A 19,275-nucleotide genomic window follows, 5' to 3' on the forward strand; every position below is an offset into this window, starting at 1 on the left:
AAACCTCATACATTTAAAATGCGATAGTTAATGTAAACTATAAAGCATTAGACAGGTCAAGCTGGGCTGTGCAATTTTTTTGCGATCATAATATGAAGTTAATCTATTTCAAGAGCTTAAGGTCTGTTTAATCGCGGCGCGAGGTTTGTAACCTAGTGAGCTAAGTCAAAACCGAGCAAAGCTTGCGCGTTCTGCTCACGCCCCTTACCACCATCCATGTAGGCAACAATGAGTAAATCGCCCCTAGGCAGAACCCAAGGGCAGCGCCTGTTTGGCATTGATGCTGCGTTATCGCCTATTTATGGAGAATAACCACACCACACTAAATACCAAACAGACTGCTGTAAATTTAACCTTGAAAGATAACCGGACCCTAATCAAAAAAGTGACTTTTGGCACTCTTATTACAAGGCGTATTTCTAGATACTTCAAATCAACACTTTATTTGAGGTTATAAATTATGGACATTATTTTTAAGATTATGTTGGCTGGGCATATTAGCGTAGGAATGTGCGCCTTATTTTTATTTTGGTTTCCTGCTTATAGTAAAAAAGGCTCACCACGGCATAAAAAGTTTGGTAACTGGTATACCTTATCCATGTACGGGGTGGTTATCACCGGTATGGCGATGGCGTTATTATCGATTGCCATTCCTGAGTGGGTAAAACCTGAGGCTTTTGTAAATAGTGAAAATAAGGCCATGGTGCGTGAGGGGATTGTACGTTTTGCGTTGCTACTTTTTCATTTATCGTTGTTGACCCTGGTGTCTGTTCGCTATGGCAAACTTGTGCTCAAAGCAAAAGTAAATCAGCAAAGTATCAAAGGACCATTCCAGCTATTTATAACGTTTGCTTTGTTAGTGAGTGGAGCACTTATTTTATGGTTTGGTATTGCGACAGGGCACATATTAATGTTGGTATTTGGCCCGTTAGGTTTGTTTATTTCTATTACCAATTTACATTTTACCTTTAAGCGACACATAAAAAAAACCGATTGGTTGGTTGAGCACTTGGGCGGATATATCGGCTCAGGTATTGCTGCGTACACCGCATTTATTGCATTTGGTGGAAGGCATATTTTTACTTCAACAGGGTTTATGCAAATTATGTTTTGGGTCGCACCTGGACTAGTGGGGGTTATATTTATCTCTGTTCTTTCTCGCAAATACGCCAATGACACTAAAGGGTTAAATAAATGAAAAAAATAATGCAGGTTATGTTTTTATTAGCACTATTTTGTTTATCAGTGAACGCGAGTGAGAAAGTAGATACATTAAATGCACAAGCAATTGCGATGATTGATAGTGACTTAGATGCCGCTGAAGCATTAATAAGTGAGTTAATAAAGGAGTATCCACAAAATCATTTAACTCATTTTTATTGTGGCAGAATCATGGGCAGGCAAGCAGGAGAAGCATTTTTTAAAGCTTTAAGTTACGCCCAAAAGTCCCTTGAATGTATGAAAAAAGCGGTTGCTTTAGCGCCTGAAAATATTACATATAAAAAGGGGTTGATTAGCTTTTACCTTGGTGCACCCGCAATTGCTGGTGGCAGTGAAACACTTGCCCTTGAACAAGTAAAAGCAATTAAATTACGTGATCAAGAACAAGGCGTATTAGCAGAGCTAGATTTTTATAAACGCACACTCGATGATTCAGCTTTGACAGTAAAGCTATTGAAGTATCAACAGAGTGCGAAAAAAACAGCCGCTATTGCGTATGAGCTAGGGTTACTTTTTCAGCATGTTAAACAGTTTGATAAAGCTCACCAGCAGTTTATGAGTGCTCTGGAGAACCGTAAAAAAAGGGCCTCTTTACGACTTAATATTTTGTATCAAATTGGCCGTAATGCGGTGTTCAGTAAAAAGTATATTCAACTAGGTATAAAATCATTAACTGAATATAGTAAAAGTGAATTAAATGAATCACTTCCTAGTTTGAGTTGGGCTCATTATCGTTTATCGCAGTTATACATGCTGGCTAATGATATTGATGCTGCTAATAAATACCGTTTGCTTGCTAGTGCTACTGTAGATAAACAATTAATTAAGCGATTAGCTCAAACATCATTTAAATTTAAATGAGTATTGCAGAAGCTGCTTGAAAAACATGCTTATTCTTTAGCTATTAACCTTAACAGGAATAGCCAACTTTTCTGCTACTTCATGTTGGTGATTATTTGTAAAAACTGCAAAGTTACGTTCTTTTTTACCAAGAATAGGCTCTAGCTTGATTGCTATGGTTAGTAAAAAAGCTTAACGCTAAACTGATAAGGTGGTTTTTTGTTTTTAATGCATTGCTTTTAATAGGAAAAAATCCTTTAAAAGAGACTTTATTGAAAGTGGAGTAGAGAACTTTCCTTTGGCTTGCTTATTGCTCATTCACTAGAGTGACTTTACATAGTGAGCTGAAAATGAGTAATGAATATAAAAATATGGTGACTTACATCGCACGTGCAGGTTATTGCGCTAAAAGTGTTGTATACAGTTTGCTTGGCGGCATGATTGTCTATGCTGCATTGTATGCAGGTAGTGTAGAAAATATATCAAAAAAAGATATTTTTGAAAAAATTGATTCCTCTATGTTTGGCTCAATAATTCTTTTTTTGGTGCTTGTTGGCTTAGCTTGCTACGTCATTTGGCGCTTGGTTCAGTTTTTGTTAAATCCCGAAGACCTTGATAAACACAAACCAATGGAGCTAACTACACGTATTTTTTATTTTATTTCGGCGTTACTTTATGTCTCTGTTGCTTATACTGCTTTTAACGTGCTTTACAATAGCACTGAGCAAAGTCAAAGCAGCCAAACATTGGTTGCCCAATTGCTTCAACACCCGTTTGGTGTGTATCTGATTGCTGGGGTTGGAGCAATTATTATTGTTTTTGCTGGCATTCAACTAAAACACGCCATAAAACAAGATTTTATAGCTAAGTTTGACCGTACACAGTTATCTGATAAACAACGCCGAGCGATATATTTATCAGGTCGAATAGGCTTCACTGGTAGAGCTATTGTGTATGTTATTATTGGTGGCTTTATAACGATAGCCGCTATAGAGCATGACCCTTCTCAAGCGGGAGGACTAAGTGATGCGTTGATGATTATTTTAAATAAGCCTTTTGGCCCTTACCTATTAGCAGCTGTAGGCATTTGCATGTTTGCCTTTGGTGTATTCTGCGGGTTTGAAGGACGTTATAGAGTGACTAAAAAACAGTAAGAGAATAATTTTTTTACTAAATATCAAGTGACACTATATCTGCCTGAGTGACTTTTTTTGAAAGTAGATAATAGCTGTCGGTAACAGCCTGTAGCTGGTCACAAATTTGCTCGCAAAGTGTAGCTAACTCGTGTTGAGGCTTTAATCCTTCACTTTTATAGCCGTAAAACCCAAGTTGATATTTGTTGTTTTTAAAACTGCGATAGTAAATACCGTCTTTGCTAGGAAATACACGCAACTTTGCCTCTGGTACTGTAACTAGTTTTGTTTTGGTACTAATATTTTCAATTGTACTGTTGGAAGCTGCGATTAACTGCTGCTGTTCATTTCTAAATAATTGGCGAGCATTTAGCTGTTCTTGCAATGGTTTTTTTTGTGAGGTGATTAGGTTGTATGTGTAAAGCCAATCTCCTTGAGCTGATTTATCAACATACATAAATGTATCATCGTTTTCTAGCGCTATGAGAGGAATGCCGAGTAGGTTGTCTAACCATTTTATATTTACGCTATTATCTAGCATGCTTATTACAAAGGGGCGATTATTAATTGCACTTATAAGGTGTGTGTTACTGAGCCATACAGGAGGCGCAAGTGCGAGTTCTTGTGTGTGATTGTCAAAAATAATAGATTCATTATTTGAATCAAGCTCTTTTAAAAGTAACTGTGGAATACCGTTTTTACTGGATATATAGCTAACCATTTTTTCATTTGGTGATACAGCAGCGCTTGTATCTACACTATTTGAATCTGAAATGGTTTTTATATCTGAAACGTCACGTCTGTTTGCAAGGTATAAGTCTTCATCAACTCGCCTTTCTAGAAAGTACAGCTTGTCTGCAACCGCTTGGATATATTGCACAAAATGAAAATTGTTGTATGAAATTGGTTGCCAGTCACCGCTAACATCAAGTTTAGACAAGTCTTTTCCATTACTGAGTAAGAGCGATTGTTGGTCTTGCTGCCAAGTTAAAAAGTACCAATTATGGTCAAGCGCTTTTATCATCTCAAATTGTGTTGTTTTAATGTCAAAAGTTTTAACCACAGAGATTGAATCTGTATTAAAGCCAATGACTGCAAGTTTATTTTGTTGTGGTGATAAACTAATTTTATATGGTTTAAACGTATCATTTGGAGTGAGAAGTTTGCGCACCTCACCTGAAATAAGATCGTGCTGGTAAAGCGTTACATTGCGGCTATGTTCAGAGGCGTTAATATTTGCGAGGTAAAATAGTTGTTGTTTTTTATCTATAAAAAATGGGCTATTCCAGCTTATGTCATCACGTGTAATAAGTGATGTTTGCTGTGTCGGTTGTAAGTCGGCATCTAATAATATTTGCCCAAACTCAATAGTACTATCGTGTGATGCTGAATAGACTAATGAACTAGCGTTGCGCCATGCTAGGTATGTGTAGTTTTGTGCTTCTTTCGTAATTTTCCATGTTTTTTTACGCTTTAAATCCTTAATGTAAATATGCTTATTTGTGCCTTGGTGTGACTTACTTCTTATAATTGCCATGTGAGTATTATTTGGACTAACGCGCATGTAATGCTCAATTGCTTTACTTGCGGTAATTGGCTTTAGATTATTTAAAGTCTGCTGTGATGCTGGCGTGCTTTGCCAAGTAACCCAAGTAATGACTAAAAAGATTAAGGTACAAAGAACGGTGACATAGAGAGCTACTTTATGGCTGTTCACTTTAGGTTTTGTGTAAACTTTGGCGTTGGCTGGGTTACTTGGTGAAGAGATTATTGCTTGCAAACTATAACCACGTTTAGGGTGTGTTTTTATTAACTCTTTATCGTCATCACACAATGCTTTTCGCAGTAATGCAATATTACGTCTTACCGAGTTAGGGCTGTAAATAGAGTCAGGCCATACTCGCTTAAATAACTCTTCGGCAGAGATTATGCTGTTTGCGTGTTCACACAAAACAGCAAGCATTGTCATTACTTTAGGTTCTAGCAGCTGTGTACGACCATGCACAGAGACTTCCCCTGAGGTTGGATTTACCTGTGCCTCGTTAATATAGAAAACATCAAAGAGTAATTGGGTGTTAAAGTTTTCACCTATTTTATTGTTATTATTGATTATTTTACACCTTAATGTTTTCTTAAGTGTTTTTTAAGCACTAATTCATCGCTTACTGCTGAATTAAACGTTATCAAAGTCAGCCAGCTAATTCTGTTTTTATAATAAACAAATAATGAAAAAAGGAACACGTTAATATGCGACTGATGCAAATAATATTACTCTTGGTATTACCATACTCTGTTGCTGCAAAGCAGCCTGATGAATCTCAATTAAATCCCTCCATAGTAGTCGAAGAGTTCTTAACTGTATTTAACAGCAATGATGTTGAGACTATCACTAAGTATGTTGATGAACACTTTGCACAACAAAGCCTTAACCGTTGGCAGGGGACTGGCCGTGAACGTTATATAGGTTACATAACGAATATGGCCAACTTACATAAGGAACTGAAATTAGAGAGTATAAAACACGATCAGCAAGGCCAAATACTTAGGGTCACTAGTCATGTTCATTCTAACGCGACAGGGCTTAATTATGATTCAGTCATTTCATTTAATCAACATCATAAAATTACCAATTGGTATCTCTCGCTGAATGAAACATTTGAACTAGCTGATGAAAGTGTAACTGAATTAAAAGTAACTCAAGCGATTCAAAAATTAACAGAAAAGCTGGCTAAAAACGGGGTGTTTTCGGGCACAGTGTTATTTGCTAAAGATGATATGGTGTTATTCACAAAAGCCTATGGTTTGGCATCAAGGCGCTATGATGTAAAAAATAACCTCACAACTAAATTTCAAATTGGATCTATGAATAAAATGTTCACTAGTGTGGGGATTATGCAACTGATTGAAGCTAATAAACTCTCGCTTGATGATAAGCTTACTCAATACATGGATAGAAATTATTTTGGAGTGGGCGACTTTGACTCTATCACTATAGAGCAATTATTGACGCATACCTCAGGTTTGGGTGACATTGCCGGTTTTGAAGCTAAGCAATCACAAATCCGTTCATTGCAAGATTCACTGCCCTTATATAAAAATACCCCATTAAATTTTAAGCCTGGTAGTCAGTGGCAATACAGTAGTACCGGCATGCGTATGCTGGGCCATGTTATTGAGTCTGTTTCAAAGCAAGATTATTACGCTTTTATTCAACAGCATATTTATCAAAAAGCGGGTATGACTGATAGTGGCAGTTTTGATTTAGACGTGCCAATTAAAAATACGGCAAGAAATTATTGGTATTCGTTTGAAACCAACGCCATTACAGAGAATTTGATGAAGCAAGCAGTCAAAGGAGGGCCTGCTGGTGGCGGGTACTCAACTGTTGGTGATTTGCATAGATTTGCGCTTTCATTAATTAATCATCAGTTATTAAATGCTGAGTTAACTTCTCAAGCTACGTCTGCAAAACCAGAGCTTCATTCACCTCGTTATGGTTATGGCTTTTCGGTCAGAGGCGATAAGGGTAATCAAATTATAGGGCATAATGGCGCGCATTTAGGCATGAGTGCACAGCTTAATATTTATCGTGATAAGGGCTATATACTCGCTGTTTTAGGCAATAGTGCCGATGCGGCTGAGCCAATAGTGCTTGCGACTAATAGCCTGATGAAACAGCTTTAGTTGGTACTCTCAGCTCAATACGATGATTACAATTATATAAGTTCGTATGATGCAATGCTGTTATAGCAATAACAGTAGATACAAATATGCCTGCTGATAGGTCATCAACAGGCATATTTTTAATACCTAACTGTATTACTTTGGCGTTTTACTACAGTGGATTTAACCCTAGTTTTTGTAGTACTAGTTTAAAGTTAGCGCGGCGTTCTTCAATCGCGTGTACTTCGCCACTTACAGGGCAATGATCGTCTGGGCAACCACGGTTTACTATGCCTGATACCGCATCAACAAACGCCGTTCCCTGAAGGCCACCATCAACATACTTTTTAAGCTCGGTATAATAGTTCCAATCGGCATAAGGGCCACCTTCATTATTGTAAGCTTGTACTGAGTTTACCCAAAAGAATAGACCGGCAATCCATTTAATCTCTTTATGTTCCTCAGAGCTACATACAAGCCCTGGATTTGAACATAAATCTAAGTCAGCATATAGCGGGCTATCTGGAGCGGCTGCAACAGTAACACCGTCAACCGTTGTGCCAATGGTATCAGGGTCAACATGTGAGCGACCAACAAAGTGATTTAGTGTTCCGAAGTTTTGTCGACCTGTAGTTTGAATAACCCCACGGCCCCACCAGCCACAGCCTTGGACACTTTGATCACTACCATCCCAAATAAAACTACCAGCTTTTTGACCAACATATTGCTTGCACTCTTCGCGTTCGTAAACTTGTTTTGATGTATCAATTGCCGTAGGTACCGTATTACAGTGACCAGCGTTGGTCCAACGGCCTACTTTACCGTTAACTAATAATCCTTGCTCTTCCAGTACAGCATCAGGAGCTACAAATATGGGCGCTGGAGCACCATACCATTTAGCATGCGTGGTCGCTGTTTGCTCCATTTTGTCATCTCGCGGGCACGAATATGGGTGGTCGTTTCCTGTTACCGGGTGTGTGCCATAGTCAGCATATTTTTGACCTAATTGACCGCAGCTTGCTGTCATTGGGTAGTCAACGGCTGCGCCGTATTTTACTTCAGACCAGTTGTTTTCATCACAGGCATCAAAGCGTATGGTTTCTTGCATACTTTGAGATAAAAAGGCAGCAATAGCGACTTTAGCGTATAGAGCATTAGTTGCATCATCTTTGGTTTCATCTATTAACCAAAACTTCTCGCCAGCAACCCCCACGTTATGCATTGAGTTTAAGCCCGTTAAAAAATCAGCCCATTTATAAATAGTGGAAGGAACCCAAGTTGAATTAGGTGTTTCATATAAAAATACTTCACTGTCCATCACTGTTTCAGCATTCGTTAAGTCATTATTTAATGATGCAATACTGGTTAAAGATGTGACATTTGCAGGTGTTCCTATGTAATAAAGAGGAACAGGGCTATTTTGATAACGCGCTATTTTATCTGTTAAATCAGTGCTGCCAGTATCAAATAAGATAGCAAAGATATTACTGTGCGCGGCTTTGCGAATATTGCTTTCGCCTAAAGTGTTACCCATAAAGTAAGTCGTCGCTTGCGCTGTTGGTACTGATGAAAGTAGCGCTGGGGCTTGTACAAAATCGGTTACTTGTTTTACGTATTCAAGGGCGTTATGCCATTGATCGTTGGTTAAGCTTGCAGAGCTGCTTGATTTAGTAAAGGCAATAAAGTCAGCTTTTGTAGTGCCTTTGTAAAGTGAGAGGGTATCGAGAAGATCGGCTGTTGCTTTTGAAGCCGCGTCCCAAACAGAGCGTTTACCTGAATGGGTATCATAGGCAAAGGTACCAATACTTAATGACCAACCAAATGTAGCATTGGGCGCTAAACTACTCATAATCAAGTTTTGAGCTTGTGCCCAGCCTGCAGCGTCATCACTTAAAGCCTCAATGTCAGCTACATTAATACTGCTGGTATTTGTTGTTGCAAGTGCATCAGTTAATGCCTGTTTAACACTAATAGCACCTAATGATACGCCTTTATCTTGGGTAATGTTATCGAGCACATTGCTTTGTAAAATAACGGATGAAGTGCCTGCTTGTGCTGCCAGTTGGATGAGTGCAACAAAGTCATTGGTTAATTTAGTGATATCGGTTAAATCAGCGCTATTAATAACGCTTGCTGTGGTCTGGGCTGGGGCAGCGGAAGAGGGGCTTGCAACCACAAAGTCACTTGGCCAGCCTGGCATCTCTAAGTTAACCGGATCGCTTGCATTAGGTAATGATAGCAGTGGTGCTGTACCTTGTGCTGTGCCATCACAATTTACCTCCCAAACCCAAGTGTCATCACTGCCGGGACGTGAAGAGGTTTCCCACTTAGCTGCGTAAGCTATATATTCATCATTGACGAAGACATCACCAGCCTTGGCTACATCGCCTTGAGACCACAGTGTATAATCCTTACATAAAACGCCAAGCTTGGGATCGGATGGTTCAGTAGGTATTGTTGGATCAGTTGGGTCAGTTGGATCTGTGGGGTCAGTTACATTGCCACAAGAGTGTTCAAACTGCCAAGTATTATCACTTCCTGGGATTGAGCTTGTATACCATTTGGCTTTGTAAGCACTTCCTTCGTGTTGCATCAAATCACCGCCACTGGCATGGCTGGGGTTGCCTTGCCAATCAACCTGAGGAAAGTTTGGATAGGTGTTGATGTTATCGCAACTTGCACCAAGCGCGTTGTTTGCAAATATGGCGCTAGTAGCGAGTGATACCGCAATAAAAGTCTTACTAGGCTTAAACCCAATAGATATACTTTTCATTTTTACATTCCTTACCTTTAATTAATATGGCGTGACGCTCTGTTAATGTTTTATTAACATTTAATTAAAACCTAACACATGCCTGACAGCGCTGTCAAAGGTGTATTGGGTAAAATTTACACTAAAAATATAAGTATATAGGTTTGTTATTTATCACAGTGTTGATAATTAAGGATTAATATCAAGCAACGTGTTTATTTTTTTACCTAAAAAGGAAAAAATTTTATTTACAACGAAGTGTTCCTATTTTTTGATAAGGACAATACGACTGAGATAATTGTGAAAGTAATTTAATATGACTTGGTTTGGCCACTCCAAAATAAGTTTACTTTTTATATAAAGAAAAGCTTACATCCAGCGTGTAACTTTTTGCCATTGATTGTACCTTTATGGAAACTAAAGATTCTTAGTTACTGATAAATATGACTTTTTAAATGGTCTTGTTTTTGCTTATTAAATGCCGCTTATAAACTTATAAATAATACAGCAATTAAAAAAATCATTTAAGGAAGAAAATTTATGGCAGAGTCATTTAAGTATGCAAATAATAAAGGTCACGCAGGAGAACTTCATCAAAAAGCTGATGAGGATCACCCGATAATGACGACAGCCCAGGGTTGCCCTATTAGTGATAATCAAAATTCACTAAAAGCAGGTAAGCGTGGTCCAGGGTTATTAGAAGATCATGTATTACGCGAAAAGCTGTTTCACTTTGACCACGAGCGAATTCCTGAACGAGTTGTGCACGCAAGAGGTTATGGTGCACATGGCTATTTTGAAACGTACGATGCTTTGGATGATTTAACTTCTGCTGATGTATTTCAGCGAAAAGGTGAAAAAACGCCTGTTTTCGCACGCTTTTCAACAGTCGCAGGTAATAAGGGGTCTCCTGATCTAGCACGCGATGTGCGAGGTTTTGCCGTTAAGTTTTATACGCAAGAGGGCAATTGGGATCTGGTAGGTAATAATATCCCAGTGTTTTTCATTCAAGACGCTATGAAGTTCCCTGATCTAATTCACAGCGCAAAAGCAGAGCCTGATCGCGGTTTCCCGCAAGCGCAAACAGCCCATGACAACTTCTGGGACTTTGTGAGCTTATCGCCAGAGTCAATGAACATGGTTATGTGGGCAATGTCAGATAGAACTATTCCGCGCTCACTTAGATTTATGGAAGGGTTTGGAGTACACACTTTTAAATTTATTAATGCCAAAGGCGAAGAAACGTTTGTTAAGTTTCATTGGAAGCCAAAAGGCGGTATGCAATCAGTTGTGTGGAATGAAGCACTTAAACTAAATGGTGCCGACCCTGATTTTCATCGCCGTGATATGTGGGAGTCAATAAATCAAGGTGATTACCCTGAGTGGGAATTAGGTGTGCAAATATTTGATCAAAAATTTGCCGACGAATTCGAGTTTGATGTTTTTGATGCCACAAAACTGATACCTGAAGAACAAGTGCCTGTTAAAATCATCGGCAAAATGGTGCTTAATAGAGTCGTTGATAACTTTTTTGCAGAAACTGAACAAGTTGCATTTTGCACACAGAATATAGTGCCTGGCCTCGACTTTACGGCTGATCCATTATTGCAAGGACGTAATTTTTCTTACCTAGATACCCAAACTAAGCGCTTAGGCGGTCCTAATTTCACTCAAATTCCTGTTAATGCCCCTAAATGCCCAATGCGACACTTTTTACAAGACGGGCATATGGCAATGCAGAACCCTAAAGGTCGAGTAAATTATGAGCCAAACTCTTGGAGCGGCGATGAGAGTAACCCCAGAGAGTGCCCGGTTCACGGCTTTAAAAGCTCAGATTCAGAAGTACAAGGTAGTAAACTACGCTATCGTTCAGAGACATTTAGTGATCACTATAGCCAAGCGCGCCAATTCTACTTAAGTCAAACTGACGTTGAACAAACGCATATTCAAGATGCGTTAGTCTTTGAGTTATCTAAAGTAGAGCATTTGCATATTAGAGAACGTATGGTATCCCACTTACTAAATATTGATGACAATTTGGCTGAGCAGGTTGGTAAAGGGCTGGGCTTACAAAACATGCCAGAGCCAGCAGAAGCTGCAAGAGAAACTCGCCAAGACTTACCTTTATCTGATGCATTGAGTATTTTAAAGAATGCGCCTAATACATTTAATGGTAGAAAGCTGGGCATATTAGTGAGTGAAGGGTTTGATGCGAAAATTTTTGCTGATTTAACAAAAAGCCTGGCAAGCGAAGGAGCGAATTACGAAGTGATTGCTGCTCAAGTGGGGGGGGCTAAAAGCAGCGATGGAGAACATGTTGATGCAGATCAGGTGATTAATGGTGGTCCTTCTGTGTTGTATGATGCAGTGGTTGTGCTAACTACGCCAGCGGGTGCTAAGCAATTGGCTGAAATTCCAGAAGCGAAAGATTTTGTCAGCGATGCGCATGCGCATATGAAGTACATTGGCTTTACTGGTGAAGCTGCTTCTTTGATTGGCGCTTCAGGCTTAAAAGGACAATGTGATGATGGTTGGTTAGATTTAGGCAAAATATCATCAGATAAATTTATAGCGACAATTCGTCAACTTAGATATTGGAAAAGATAATTCCAATTAGTTAAAGGCCAGTTTTACTGGCCTTTTTTGTTTATTGGAGCGTATGAATATATGAAAAGATTGCTTTTAAAGGATTAAAAATGAAATTAATTTATGTCGATGATAACTTGCCGGGCATAACCCGTAAGAGGCATGCAAAACAATGGATTTATTACGATCCAGCAGGAAAAAAAATACACGATAAAGATGAAATAGAGCGGTTAGATGGTCTTGCGTTTCCCCCCGCATACAAAGATGTATGGCTATGTCCTGAGGAAAATGGCCATATCTTAGCTACAGGCTACGATAGTAAAGGCCGTAAGCAATACTTTTATCATCCCGAGTTTAGAGAGCAGCAAGAGCTTAAAAAGTTTGAAGCATGTGTTTTATTTGGTAATAAACTGCCTTTATTAAGGGCAAAACTATCGGAATATTTGCAAGGTAATGAGCTTGATTGCCAGCGTACAATCGCAGCTGTTGTGCGTTTAATGGACCTTGGAGCTCTGCGCGTTGGTTCTAAAAAAAATGCCAAACAGAACAATAGCTTTGGTGCTACGACGTTACGTAGTCGGCATGCAAAACTAACGGGTAAAAATATTCGTTTAAAGTATAAAGCAAAATCTGGCAAACAAAGAGAAGTGAACATAACAGATAAGGTGCTTAGCTCTATCATACAGCAGTTGCAAGACTTGCCTGGACAGAGCTTATTTCAATATATTGATGAAGGGGAGTGTTGTGATGTTACCTCCAAGGAGGTGAATGAATTTATTCAAAGTGTGATGGGCGAGCAGTTTAGTGCAAAGCATTTTAGAACATGGCGGGCCAGTGTTTTGGCATTTGAAGCCTTGCACAAGTCAAACGCCAAGGTCTCGCTTAAAGATATGTTAGATAGCGTTTCAAGCAATTTAGGCAATACTCCGACAATAGCTCGTAATTCATATATTCATCCAAAGTTGATTGAGCTCTGTAAAGGAGAAAATGAGGCCTTAAAGGACTTTAATAACTTGGGTAAACTACCCCGTAAAACCAAATACTTGAGTCGTTACGAACGTGGGTTGCTGGTGTTTTTAGAAGACCAATGTGGATGATATGCAAAAAATAACGAGTATTTCAATTAAACTAACCACTTAAATGAATGTGAACATTTTACAACTTTTGGCAATTTTTACGTTTAAATAAAAGAATAGAGCATTCGTATGGTTTTAAGTTGTTGATTCTAATGGTTTTATTTGTGGTCTGGATGTTGCTTAGTCTTAAGGGTACTTTCTTAAACAAATAAAGGAGTTATTATGAGTACTGTTATTACTGGGTTATTTGATAATGTTTCACAGGCTACACTTGCGATTTATAGACTTGAGGCATTAGGTATCAGTGAGTCTGATATTAGTATCGTAGCAAACGACTCATATGCAAAGGAAGATTTTGCTGTTGATGAAGGGACAAAAGCTGCTGAAGGCGGAATTGTAGGTGCTGCATCAGGTGGTATTCTTGCTGCTGTTGTGGGTGGTTTAACAGCGGTAGGTACTGTTGCTACTGGTGGTGCAGGTCTAGTTGTTGCTGGTCCTTTAGTGGCTGCTTTTGCCGCTGGTGGTGCTGGTGCGGCTGTAGGTGGCACACTAGGCGCAGCGATCGGTGCGTTTATCCCAGAGCATGAAATTAAGTACTATGAAGATGCTATTGAGAAAGGCTCAATTTTGATCGGTGTTAAATATGACAGTGACAACAAAAACGCAATTGAAGAGATTCTCAATAATGCTGGCGCCAGCAATGTTTCTTCAGCATAGATTAGTATTTTAAATAATTAACTTAAGTTCAGCTTATTAAGTTAGTGGGAGTGAAACTGTGTTTCACTCCCTTTTAGGTTGTGTTTTGTGTGTGAAAATTCCTCTTAAATAAAAGCTCATAGCTTTTTTCCACGTAATAGTTAATTTAATATCGGTACAAACGTTGAGCCATATACTTTTCAAAACTATATAAACTGCCACCCATTACAGAGGCTTCATAGGGGACGTTAGATGATGCTGAATTTGATCATTTTTATATACAGTCTTGATATAAGCTTATTCAAACTTGTGACTCATTATTAATCAATGCCACTATCAGCATTTATGTAATTGTGGTCTCTAATTACTTGCCTGTAAGAAGTTATATCTCACGATTGTATCAATCACCTTTAAATTAGATCAGGTGTGCAAGATAAAAGTCACTTATGTAACGCATTAATATCTATTTTATTTTTGCCAATCATTACAGAGCACATCATACATTTAAAGATAAACTGTAAACCATGAGCTATATTTGAGTTGTGAAAACTTAAATTACGCATTTTTCTTAACATAAGGCCTATATGACAAAGTATTGGTTTTTATTATTATTATTACTAAGCCCTTTAGTGCTTGCTAAACAAAGTAAAGCAGAGGTGACGGTGTATGCTTATCATTTGCAACCGCCATTAATTATCGATATTGAAACAAAAGCAGGTTTATATTTTGAATTTACTCAACATTTAAACCGTCTTAGTAGCAAATACACATTTAATTTAGTATACGTGCCAAGAAAGCGTATTGAGGTGATGCTCGAGCGTAGTGAAATGAATGGTATTTTACTGGGTGTAAACCCTAAGTGGTTTAAAGATAGCGCTGAGCAAAAGTACCTTTGGACTAGTAAAGTATTTGATGATAGAGATGAAGTTGTTTCTTTAAAATCGTCGCCTTTTGAATATCAATCGGCAGACTCTTTAACTGGGAAGACATTAGGAGGAGTTCGTGGATTTTATTATGCTGGTATCAACGAAGTTGTTGCGCAAGGATTGGTGCATCGAATCGATACTGTTGATGAAGAAGCATTACTAGCTATGTTAACCAAGAAGCGAATTGATGCGGCAATTATTGGACGCTCCATGTATGAGTATTCTTTGCATGACTCCCTTAAGGAAACTGTATTTCACCTATCAGCCCAGCCCCATGACAAATACCATAGACGGATATTAGTGCCTAAAAATCAGGAGCTACTTTTTCATCATTTGCAGGACTTAGTAACTACACTTGACCATGACAGCAAATGGCAGCAAAAAGTATTGAGTTATCAATAACCGTTTTGATTAAATCAATTTTTTAAACCCCTATTATTTAGGGGGTTAATTATTGCTGCTATGTGCTTAGCTGTTTCTTGAGCTCAACAAGGTTTTTAAAATGGGTATTATTTAACTTGTTTTATCTGCTGAGATAAGAATAAGTTTGTAATATCAGCAATCTTAACTAAACATTCTTTATCTTCTTGACTCCATATGACTTGTGATCCCACACTTTCGCAGCAAATAACGCCTAGAGGCTTATTGTCAATTAAATAGATGTAATCTAGTAATGAATAAATATCAAACGGTTCAAAGTATGATTGATTAAACTGCTTGGTAATTTCGTTGTTTCTGGCATCGGAGGCATCAAGCACTTGGTTTCTTAAAATGTAATTAAAGTATTCAGGGAAGTCATTGGCTGTAAGCGATGTATCACAAATGATTTGATTGTTTTCATCGAGGCAAATCAAACAATTAATGGCTTTGTAATCTTTATTAAATAACCAAAGGCTTATGCGGTTTGAGTTTGGGATGAGGGCTTTTAACTCCTTGCAAATTTGTTTTAGTTTCCAATCTCGCGATGTATTAGGGTCGCTTATCTTTATGGCTAAATTTTTTAAATCAAGGTTATTTGGGTTGTATACGTTCAACAAGCGATTAAGCTTTGTTTTATCAAACGGTTTGGTCAAATAACCATCCATACCAATATCTAAATAGTGCTCTATATCCTGTTTCATCGTATTTGCGGTCATCGCGATGATTGGAACAGATTGACCATTCTGAGTTGCTCTAATAGCTTTAGTTGCCTGCATTCCATCCATTTCAGGCATTTGGATATCCATAAAGATCAGGTCGACAGGGTTTGCTTTAAAATACTCAACGCATTCTTTGCCGTTATCAGTGAATATCACATTGGCGTTATGCGCTTTGAGCATTTTACTAACGATTATTTGATTCACTTTATTATCTTCAGCAACCAAAACATGACAGCCTTGTAAGTCGGTCACTGCCATTTTTGAGCTTTGGATTTTGCTAGAGTTTGAAGTATCAAAAGTTTGTAAATAAGTGAACCTAGACCCTTTACCTTTCGTGCTTGTAAAATGAATTTTGCCATTCATTAATTCACTTAAGCGAACACAAATCGTCAGTCCAAGGCCAGTCCCACCATATTGCCTAGACGTTGATACATCTGCTTGGTGAAACTCTTTAAATAAATTATTTTGCACTGACTCGTCAATACCCACCCCGGTATCAATAACTTCAAACTCTATGGTTTGTGAGTTTTTGGCGACCTCTTTTACATTGACATTAACCTCTACTTTCCCTTGTTTGGTAAACTTAATGGCGTTTGAGCATAAGTTATTTAAAATTTGGGATATTCTGATAGGGTCGCCTTGTAAAGTGGCGGCTGATTTGGGATCTATAAATAAACTGAGTTTTATTCCTTTTTTGGTTGCCTGCTTCAAATGAGGTTTAACAACATGATTAACAACTTCTTTAAGATCAAAACTGATGTGTTCTATTTCTAGCTTATTAGCTTCAATTTTTGAAAAGTCTAATATGTCATTCACTATGTTCGATAAGTAACGTGCAGAATTTAATATATTAGTTAGCGAGCTGTCCTTATCGGATAGTGTTGTTTCAGCGAGTCCAAATTCAGCTAAATTTAAAATCCCATGCAGTGGGGTCCTCAGCTCATGAGTCATATTTGCTAAAAACTTACTCTTTAAATGGCTGGCAACATCGGCTTCTTCTTTAAGTTTTATTAGTTCTTGGTTTTGTGCTTGTTGACTCTTAAGAGCATTAGCTAACTTTTTATTGTGTAGTTTAAGTTCGAGCTGGGTAACAACCTCTTTGCCCAAAATGGTCAGGGCATTAACTTGTTTTTCGTCTAGCTTTTTTGGCTCGTCACTAATAACACACAATGTACCAATAGCATTGCCTCTTGGTGTTAATAGGGGAGCTCCAGCATAAAAGCGAATATTTGGTTCGTTTGTTACAAGGGGATTGTCATGAAAGCGTTTATCTATAAGCGTATTTTGAATTTCAAAAATTTGTTTTTGCAAAATAGCGTGAGAACAAAATGCGATATCTCGTTCAGTCTCATTCACCTCAATACCGTATTTAGACTTGAACCACTGCCTTGTAGGATCAACTAAACTAATAAGCGAGATAGGAGTTTCACAAATATCAGCGGCAAGTTTTGTTAAGTCATCAAATACTTTTTCAGCTTCAGTGTCTAATATGTCATATTCATACAAGTCTTTTAGCCTCGAAATTTCATCTTCAGGTATTTGCGCTTTGATCATTACATTGCTCTATGTTTGTCAGTTTTAACTATTTAGTAATCCTATGGAAATAACACCTAATTAGCTATTCTTTAATGGAAGCTGTTTTTTATTTACTTATAAAATACGCGGCTGGTCACTAGCAGATGTGAGTCTTTACCAGTAATAAAGTGAGTATAGTTTAAAGTTGGCATGTTTGAAAAAAGGACTGCTGTTAAACGATACTAGCACGCTTTTAGAAGTCTCTTGCTCCGTACTGTTTACAATTTAATACAAATTACTGACTGCTATACTTGCATTGGTTAAGCGTAAATTTGGATAATAAGCACCTGAAATAACAATAAATTTAATGGACTAATATGAAACAATTTATTCTTTTACCTATTGTCTCTGCGCTTACTTTTGCGTTAACCGCATGTGGAGGCTCATCGGGCAGTGAATCAACTAATTCAAATTCTCAAGCAACAAGTACAGGTTCAACTGTTCAAGCACAGACTATTTCTTTAAGTGCGTATACATACCAGTGTGGCGCTGAGTCTCCTTACCAAGCTGACATTGTTTTTCATGATGAAAGTGGGGAACCCCTCGGCTCATCTAAAACCAATGCACAAGGGGATTTTTCTGATGAAATCCCTATTGGCACTGTGCATGTTTCGATTGTTGGAGCTGAGAAAGATAGAGACTTTGAAGACTACACTAAGATTCAAAGTGAACTCAGTATTCAAGGTCGTACTAATCTCGGCAAGTTCTACTTTACAGATTATGTTGAAGACTGTAACTGTCAGACCTATCAATTAGATAAGTCTGACTTAGGTAATATTGCTAATTATTATGATTTGAAAACAAGTTTTGGTAGCTACCTGGGCGACACTGTTAGAGTTTGCCCTAGTGATCAGAAGGTTTATTTAGTAGCGGAATCTTTTAGAGACTATGATGTAAAAGCGGCTGTCATAGATATACCTACAGGCTCTGAAACCATTAAACTAAAAGAGTCTGATTTTATTCACCAAGGTGTTGATTTTTATCCAAGCATAAATCAATACCCTGAGTATGTTAGTTCCCGCGCGTATATACCGCAAGAACATCAATATCAACTCATCCGCTCAAGCTCTGAACTTAATTCTAAACCTCTTCATGTATTTCCATCAGTTTCAGATCATAACTTTTTAGTAAAGGCTGACTCAAAGTCAAGCTATGTTGATTACGTTGAAGTCGATTTTTTTAGTTACGCAAGAGATCGTGTGAATGATGACGGTAGTCACACAGATACTAGACTCCCTTTGATTACTGAAGAGCTCGCTGCTAGTTTGGTACAATTTGCTAATAATACTGATCTTAGCTATGACTTTAGCAATGCTGATGAGCGTTTTGCCCGCGCTCGATGGGGATTCAGCTTTTTAGTAGATGATGCGATGGAAACTCGTTTTGACTGGACCCTACATGGCGACATTAGTGGTGAGATACCCGATTTGTCGTTTGGTGATGTTTTTCCTGAGCCACAAGGAACAGTTACCCTCGATTTATTGGACTTAGACTTATACGGTTATGCTGGCAATGCAACTGATACGGCAACGTATCGTACATTATTGGAAAGAATGGCCGAAGGTGGGCATATAACACAGCCTGAATTTAGCAATTATGTGTATTTGACTATGAGAGCCGATCTTTATTAATTAACCAAAGGGCCAGACTGTGTGGTTTGGCCCTCTA

General features: G+C 38.2%; 12 protein-coding genes. 9 read left to right on the plus strand and 3 right to left on the minus strand.

The genetic code is table 11. From position 1 onward, the window contains the following. The first annotated feature begins 460 nt into the window (after positions 1 to 460). From C7Y70_RS14755 to C7Y70_RS14765, 3 genes are all read left to right on the plus strand, one after another. Positions 461 to 1,198 carry a hypothetical protein gene (locus C7Y70_RS14755; protein ID WP_135475486.1) on the plus strand — a complete coding sequence of 246 codons (738 nt, stop codon included), beginning with the start codon at positions 461 to 463 and terminating at the stop codon, positions 1,196 to 1,198. After that, positions 1,195 to 2,082 (plus strand): hypothetical protein, encoded by an 888-nt coding sequence (locus C7Y70_RS14760; RefSeq protein ID WP_135475488.1) that lies wholly within the window; start codon positions 1,195 to 1,197, stop codon positions 2,080 to 2,082. Before C7Y70_RS14755 ends, C7Y70_RS14760 begins: the two co-directional genes overlap by 4 nt. Positions 2,083 to 2,411: 329 nt before the next feature. Continuing rightward, complete coding sequence (locus C7Y70_RS14765; RefSeq protein ID WP_135475490.1) at positions 2,412 to 3,215, plus strand: DUF1206 domain-containing protein; 804 nt, start codon at positions 2,412 to 2,414, stop codon at positions 3,213 to 3,215. A gap of 16 nt (positions 3,216 to 3,231) precedes the next feature. Here C7Y70_RS14765 and C7Y70_RS14770 read toward each other — a convergent pair whose 3' ends face one another. After that, positions 3,232 to 5,199 (minus strand): winged helix-turn-helix domain-containing protein, encoded by a 1,968-nt coding sequence (locus C7Y70_RS14770; RefSeq protein ID WP_135475491.1) that lies wholly within the window; start codon positions 5,197 to 5,199, stop codon positions 3,232 to 3,234. A 242-nt stretch (positions 5,200 to 5,441) separates the two neighbouring features. Here C7Y70_RS14770 and C7Y70_RS14775 point away from each other — a divergent pair, with 242 nt between their 5' ends. Then, complete coding sequence (locus tag C7Y70_RS14775; RefSeq protein WP_135475493.1) at positions 5,442 to 6,878, plus strand: serine hydrolase domain-containing protein; 1,437 nt, start codon at positions 5,442 to 5,444, stop codon at positions 6,876 to 6,878. A gap of 151 nt (positions 6,879 to 7,029) precedes the next feature. Here the strand turns inward: C7Y70_RS14775 and C7Y70_RS14780 are convergent, their stop codons facing one another. Beyond that, positions 7,030 to 9,630: a cellulose-binding domain-containing protein gene (locus C7Y70_RS14780; RefSeq protein ID WP_135475495.1), complete on the minus strand. Its 2,601-nt coding sequence runs from the start codon at positions 9,628 to 9,630 to the stop codon at positions 7,030 to 7,032. 519 nt (positions 9,631 to 10,149) lie between these two features. Between C7Y70_RS14780 and C7Y70_RS14785 the strand changes: the two genes are divergently transcribed. The 4 genes from C7Y70_RS14785 (at position 10,150) to C7Y70_RS14800 (ending at position 15,295) form a co-directional block, all read left to right on the plus strand. After that, positions 10,150 to 12,216, plus strand: a complete 2,067-nt coding sequence (locus C7Y70_RS14785; RefSeq protein ID WP_135475497.1) for a catalase — start codon at positions 10,150 to 10,152, stop codon at positions 12,214 to 12,216. 89 nt (positions 12,217 to 12,305) lie between these two features. Further along, on the plus strand, positions 12,306 to 13,292 hold the full coding sequence (locus C7Y70_RS14790) for a DNA topoisomerase IB (RefSeq protein ID WP_135475499.1): 987 nt from the start codon (positions 12,306 to 12,308) through the stop codon (positions 13,290 to 13,292). 201 nt (positions 13,293 to 13,493) lie between these two features. Beyond that, positions 13,494 to 13,988, plus strand: coding sequence for a hypothetical protein (locus C7Y70_RS14795; RefSeq protein ID WP_099296390.1), 495 nt, complete (start codon positions 13,494 to 13,496; stop codon positions 13,986 to 13,988). 563 nt (positions 13,989 to 14,551) lie between these two features. Next, complete coding sequence (locus tag C7Y70_RS14800; protein ID WP_135475501.1) at positions 14,552 to 15,295, plus strand: transporter substrate-binding domain-containing protein; 744 nt, start codon at positions 14,552 to 14,554, stop codon at positions 15,293 to 15,295. A gap of 107 nt (positions 15,296 to 15,402) precedes the next feature. Here the strand turns inward: C7Y70_RS14800 and C7Y70_RS14805 are convergent, their stop codons facing one another. Then, a complete protein-coding gene (locus tag C7Y70_RS14805) occupies positions 15,403 to 17,586 on the minus strand; it encodes a response regulator (protein WP_135475502.1) in 2,184 nt (727 codons plus the stop codon). A 338-nt stretch (positions 17,587 to 17,924) separates the two neighbouring features. Between C7Y70_RS14805 and C7Y70_RS14810 the strand changes: the two genes are divergently transcribed. After that, a complete protein-coding gene (locus C7Y70_RS14810) occupies positions 17,925 to 19,238 on the plus strand; it encodes a hypothetical protein (protein WP_135475504.1) in 1,314 nt (437 codons plus the stop codon). Positions 19,239 to 19,275 lie beyond the last annotated feature (37 nt).

The sequence above is a fragment of the Pseudoalteromonas sp. KS88 genome (assembly GCF_004766475.1).
Classification (GTDB): domain Bacteria; phylum Pseudomonadota; class Gammaproteobacteria; order Enterobacterales; family Alteromonadaceae; genus Pseudoalteromonas.